This window comes from Candidatus Poribacteria bacterium, assembly GCA_009839745.1.
Taxonomy (GTDB): domain Bacteria; phylum Poribacteria; class WGA-4E; order WGA-4E; family WGA-3G; genus WGA-3G.
The window spans coordinates 55,071-61,137 of sequence record VXPE01000030.1 but is presented as its reverse complement, the minus strand read 5'-3'; the positions used below and the strand labels follow the sequence as shown (position 1 = coordinate 61,137).

Genomic DNA, 6,067 nt, shown 5'->3' with positions numbered 1-6,067 from the left:
CTCGGCATATATGGTATTGATGATGTTTCGATTCCAAACTGGTTCGATTAAAAGTAATGCTGTCTGACTCGGCATATATGGTATTGATGATGTTTCGATTCCAAACTGGTTCGATTAAAAGTAATGCTGTCTGACTCGGCATATATGGTATTGATGATGTTTCGATTCCAAACTGGTTCGATTAAAAGTAATGCTGTCTGACTCGGCATATATGGTATTGATGATGTTTCGATTCCAAACTGGTTCGATTAAAAGTCAGGAATACTTCACCAAAGGGTCAGAGATCATAATTCAGTTTCGATTCCAAACTGGTTCGATTAAAAGTTAATAGTCTTTTCCGAGCCTATATCACCAGATAGATGTTTCGATTCCAAACTGGTTCGATTAAAAGCAACCATATAGGTTTTCGAACAGTGATAACCACCACGAGTTTCGATTCCAAACTGGTTCGATTAAAAGTATATTTGCGACTTCACCCCGCGCAACAGTATTCGAGTTTCGATTCCAAACTGGTTCGATTAAAAGTCTGAACTTGCTCCGCGACCGTCAAGTCCTTTTTCGTTTCGATTCCAAACTGGTTCGATTAAAAGTCGATGCCAAACCCCGAACACCCTACGAACCATGTGTTTCGATTCCAAACTGGTTCGATTAAAAGTACCGCGATTTCTTCAAATATCCCCACAACGATAAAGTTTCGATTCCAAACTGGTTCGATTAAAAGTCTATGCAGAGACCCCATTTCAAGACGAATCGGAAGCTGTTTCGATTCCAAACTGGTTCGATTAAAAGGCAGCGGAGGAAGGATTAGACGCTGTTTATAGATTTTGTTTCGATTCCATACTGGTTCGATTAAAAGAAGAGGGGGATGCGGTAGGACTGCCAGCGATTACGCGTTTCGATTCCATACTGGTTCGATTAAAAGAGGATTCTTTTCTAACCACACACACATTTCATCAAGTTTCGATTCCATACTGGTTCGATTAAAAGGTGAAGATGTTATAGATAAGATAGAGGAAAATTATGGTTTCGATTCCATACTGGTTCGATTAAAAGATGGCAATCCATTAATAACAAAAGGGTTACCGTAAAGTTTCGATTCCATACTGGTTCGATTAAAAGCGAATCTGAGAGTTATTCGCTATTTCCCCCTTGTGATCGTTTCGATTCCATACTGGTTCGATTAAAAGTTTCAAATCATGAGAAAATACATTCCAACGTCTATAGTTTCGATTCCATACTGGTTCGATTAAAAGGCTCTGTGAAAATCATAATTAGATTATACGCGATCCTTATGAGACGTGTCAAGTCAATTTTGAGGAATGTTATTTTTAAGGTGAATCTGCTGTCGACCTGCAGTCGTGCAAATTCTCTGGGAGGTCGACAGATCCTTACAAATCGGGGGTTGACCCTCACTTTTTTTCAAAAATAGGAGACGTAAAATACGTCTAAACCTTTCATGTAACCGAGGTCGACAGCAGGTCTTATATCAATATCCTCGAAGATGACTTGCTTAGAGTAGGTTCGTCGCGGGATTCTTATCGACTCCCATGACCTCTTTATTCATCCACCGGGCATCGCGTAGTTGATAGATAATGATAGAGTCTTGTTCGGGATCAGTGAGTGCCGCTAACCTCGATTTGACTCGTGCGAACTGCGCTTTGGTTAACTGCCCTTCAAAGACTGAATTTTGGATCCAATTGAGGTGCTGTCGGAGGTATTTACAGACCTTCGCGACGCGCTTGACTTGAATGTCGTAAACCAGAATGATGTACATTGCAGATGTCTCCTCATGTAAAGTGGGAACGAAGTTGAAAGGTTCGTCAGAAACCGACAGGCGCGGTAACCACGCCCCTGCGATGCCTATTGTGCCGGTAGTGTTCTAATACCAAATCTGAAAAATAAATTCGCATTTCAGAGATTTTGAAATGCTATGAGGATTCGGACGGATTAGACGGGCGAGGGGACCTCGCCCCTACGAGCGGGTTTTCGCTAATGAGAAACGGTTATTCAGAAATGGTATAAGAATTAAGATTGTGCCTACCACCACGGACGCAGTGCCTGATAGGTCTCCATACCGACCAGATGCTTGATGAGTTTGTAACACTCCAAACGGATGAGTCGCTGGTAGGAAACGTGACGTTTCAATTTTCGATGCGAAACGGTCTGCTTCAATTGCTCATCAAATGCAGCGATGAACAGTTTACGCCCTTTGTCATTGAGGTAACACCCATCAATACTATTTTCAAAGTGTTTTGACTCGTTGAGCTGCCGACGGTTGAACAAACGAAATATAATTCTGTCAATGATGAGTGGTTTGAAAATTTCGGCAAGATCGAGACTCAGCGAGAAGCGGCGTTCTCCGGGCTCGTGGAGGAAACTGACCGTCGGGTTGAGCTGCGTGCGATAGATTTCCGTGAGGCAGGCGGTATACATCATCGAGTTGCCAAATGAGATGATGGCGTTGATCGGATTGTCCGGTGGACGACGGACGCGCTTTTCAAAAGGTATCTTTAACGCCAAAATTGTATTGAAGGCAGTGTAATAGGTGTCTCGGATGAGGCCCTCATAGCCCATCAATGCGTTCGTGTTCTTTGCGGTTTGGCTTTCAGCAAAAATTGCCTCAATTGCTTCAATTTGCGCCCCGCAATCTTTATCACGATTCGTGTGATACCGCAAAATCCGTAACATATTGAAAACAGCGGACGCAACGAATTCGTGTGCCAGGGGCATCCGATTGGCGGGACTTTCGTAGTGTTGGACCTGTTTGACGAGCAGGGAACCCGAGTTGAGGTATTCTCTGGGGTAGTAACTCCCTGAATAATAACCGTAGTAGTTAAACACATGAAAGGCAATATGTTTCTGCGAAAGGAAGTTGAGGAGTCTGGTGTTAAGATCAAGTTCACCGTAGAAGTAAAGCGAGTCAATGTCTTCAATAGGGATCGGGATGCGTCGGGCATTTTCTGGCTCTAAGTACAGTGTGTTGTCTTTCCGGCGCAGTCTGCCGGGTTGGGTGATGTAGTAGTTCCGGGACATAATGGGTTCCTTTTCTTTTTCGGGCGAGGCAACCTCGCCCCTACGGATGAATTCCGTCTGTTAACTCCAACAGAGTTCTTGGTAGCTACAGGATTTACAGATTTTCATATAGTCGGCGTGAGGGGGTGTCGGTAACGCTGCAACTTCATTTACTTTTTCGATAGCAGCTTCCACTTCTTCTTCCTTTTCGGATGTGAGTTCGACCTCGGTCGTTCGCCGTTGGCGTGGGTAGTTTATAACGCCTTTCCTGTTGGATATTCCCTTCTGTTTGAGGAGATAGAGGTAATAACAGAGCTGCATGACGTGTGCGGTTTCCATCGCAGGCCCCGATTTGATGTCGTGGAGGATACCGTATTTGTCGACGAAATCTATTTTCACGAGATTGTCAATGTCCCATTCTCTGCGTTTTTCGCGAGGGTAACTCTCGTCGTGGAGGTGGTTTCCCATGTCAACATATTCCGAAGTGTGTTCCATGTCGAGGTGGTTCTGATAGAACCAGAGCTTGCGTGTGCAAACGTAGAGATAGTTGATAGCAGTGCCGGTGATGTTCGGTTGGTCTGGGGTTTGCATTTGTGGTGTCTCCTTTCAATGTTCCATAGGGGCGTGGTTGCCACGCCCGTCATAAGCGTTTTCATCATTTTGTAGGGGCGTGGTTGCCACGCCCGCTATAAGATGTTTGTGCTATGTTCATTTAAAAGTAAACCGAGCATGTCATCATAGCGAACCTTTATGAACCATTGCCCTAACTTTCCAAAGCGTTTACGCTCATATAGCTGCCCCTCCCGGTGTAGTCTTCCAAATTGACGCTCACTAATTTGGGCAATGTAAGCTCTGGATTCGTAGTATTGACGGTTTTCAATTTTTACCCAAAAATCTTCTTCATAACACTCGGGTACAACCTCAACACTCTTAAAAAGTTCATTAAATTCCTGATGCCCTTTAGAATCTTCAATAAACGGCACAATGTCTTGTAAGTGCCGCTCAAACAATTGTTTCGCTCTATCAAATTTTTTCTGTTCATCCTCATTATAGCCATCAGAATAAACTTCATCAATCAGACCTTGGATTTTGGATTCGTGGAGAACGTCTACAGATGCGAACGCTTTTATAGTGCGTTCAATCTTGTCAGGGGAATAGATATATTTGTCGTTTTCACTACCCTTTTCGCATATATGGACATCACAGATGTCTTTTTCACCTTTCCTGTTAACTCGACCAAAACGTTGAATGAGCGCGTCTATCGGGGCTGGTTCTGAAAATAGACAGTCAAAATCAATATCGAGTGAGACTTCTACGGCTTGCGTGCCGACGAGTAGGTTTGCGTCTTCAAGTTCCTTTTCAATCCGTTCTCGGTCTTTGAGGATAAATCGGCTGTGAAGGAGTTTAGCGTTTTCGGTTACACCCATTAATTCCTGAAACACATCTTGTGCTTGCTGGACAGTATTACAAACGACTAAAACACGCTGCTTTTGACTGAGACGCTCTTCAATCAGCGGAATTGCATCATGGATATTTCCGTCAAATAATTGGACTCGGTGTCGAGTGTATGTGTCCCGTTTTTCGGGTCCCATTTCAATCTGTGGTGGATCACCAAGTACCTTACTAATCATGCCTTTGAGGAACTGTGGCATTGTGGCAGTCATAATGCAGAATTGTGCGTCGTAATCTTTACGGAGTCGTTCTACCATTGTGAGAATAAGCGCGGTTGTGTGCGGGTCATAAGCGTGGATTTCGTCAAAAATAAAAAGCCCTTTGGACATCTCCGCCATTTGCATCTCAAAGCCGCGTATACCAAAAAAGGCTTTTAGGAGTTGAAAAGGGGTGAGTACCTTGTAAGGTCGGCAAATTTTTCGAGTCAGATTCTGTTGATCTTGAGCTTCGGCTGCGGCCTCTTGATAGGTATAGTCTTTATCGACGAGCTGTTGATAAACGAAATAAGCGGCTTTACCGTGCAACACACCGATTCTGTCATCGGATACGAGGTCTGTCAATCGATTATACATAGCGTTGATGCTGGCAGTGTAGGGTAAAACATAAAAGACACGGTTACCAAGTGTCTTGCCCTGATTTTTGTCCGACCAGAGGAGTGCGGCTTCAGTTTTACCGGAGCCTGTCGGTGCGGAGAGCATGAGTTGCCCGGTTGTTTCTCCAGAGACTTTTTGAAAGGGTTGCCACCCATGAAACTGCTGTCCTTTTTGCTTTGCCTTTTGTTTAATGTGTTGCATCAGGCAGGCTTTAAAGTTGTCAAGTGCGGTTTGTATCTCGTTTTTTCCCGCAGAAGCGAGATGATCGCAAGCAATCATACACCCACGGAGGAGCATGCCATAAGTGCTGTGTAGGATGGATAAAGGATGATTTTTTAATTGATGGTTCCTTTTAGTTCTTTGGTAAGGCAGCAAGAAATCGCGGTAGCCGTTAACAAGTTGGTCAGTTGAGGTAACAGGTGTCCACATACATTTTTCCAGAAGACACCAATGCGTGACTTGTTTCTGAATTGCCATTAACGCTTCCCAAGTCGGTTCTAATTCTTTGATTTTATCCTGCCAGACTTGGAATCCGATTTCACTTTCAGGATAGTGCTTATATGTGTGCCTAAGGGTGTCAATATCTTTATGATGTGTCAAGATTGTAAGTCCGATTGCCTTTTTTGCTTCTTGTGAGAGTTGAATGCCTGCTACAAATCCTGCAGATAGAATTTCATGGCGATAATTCCATCTCGTGCCATTGGTGAGTTGTTTTTGGAAACCCGTCGCCGCCTTTCCGAAATCGTGAAGGGCGACAGCGTAGAAAAGATGCTCAAAGAAATTGGAATTTTGGGCGACATCAGTTAAAAACGGCATCTGTTCTCGGAGGCTATTGTATACGTCGAGGCAATTTTCTGTATGCTTTTGGAGCGTTTCTGGTGGGTTGCTTTTTGCAAACAATATTGACATGGATTTTCCTCTGCGTAGGGGCGAGGTCCCCTCGCCCATCATAGATATTGTCATGGTTTCGTAGGGGCGTGGTTGCCACGCCTGCCTGTGTCCATTTCGGT

At 44.1% G+C, this 6,067-nt stretch carries 4 protein-coding genes and 1 CRISPR repeat array; all 4 genes read right to left on the bottom strand.

Annotated features, from left to right (window positions below):
• Nucleotides 1-24 precede the first annotated feature (24 nt).
• Nucleotides 25-1,253: direct repeats of the CRISPR family, unit length 30 nt; unit sequence GTTTCGATTCCAAACTGGTTCGATTAAAAG.
• 257 nt (nt 1,254-1,510) lie between these two features.
• On the bottom strand, nt 1,511-1,774 hold the full coding sequence (gene cas2, locus F4X88_04285; protein MYA55495.1) for a CRISPR-associated endonuclease Cas2: 264 nt from the start codon (nt 1,772-1,774) through the stop codon (nt 1,511-1,513).
• Nucleotides 1,775-2,037: 263 nt separating this feature from the next.
• Nucleotides 2,038-3,033: a type I-B CRISPR-associated endonuclease Cas1 gene (gene cas1b / locus F4X88_04280; protein ID MYA55494.1), complete on the bottom strand. Its 996-nt coding sequence runs from the start codon at nt 3,031-3,033 to the stop codon at nt 2,038-2,040.
• Nucleotides 3,034-3,093: 60 nt separating this feature from the next.
• Nucleotides 3,094-3,603: a CRISPR-associated protein Cas4 gene (gene cas4 / locus F4X88_04275; GenBank protein ID MYA55493.1), complete on the bottom strand. Its 510-nt coding sequence runs from the start codon at nt 3,601-3,603 to the stop codon at nt 3,094-3,096.
• 95 nt (nt 3,604-3,698) lie between these two features.
• The gene (cas3, locus tag F4X88_04270; protein MYA55492.1) at nt 3,699-6,020 is read right to left on the bottom strand and encodes a CRISPR-associated helicase Cas3'; all 2,322 of its coding nucleotides are present in this window, start codon (nt 6,018-6,020) and stop codon (nt 3,699-3,701) included.
• Nucleotides 6,021-6,067 lie beyond the last annotated feature (47 nt).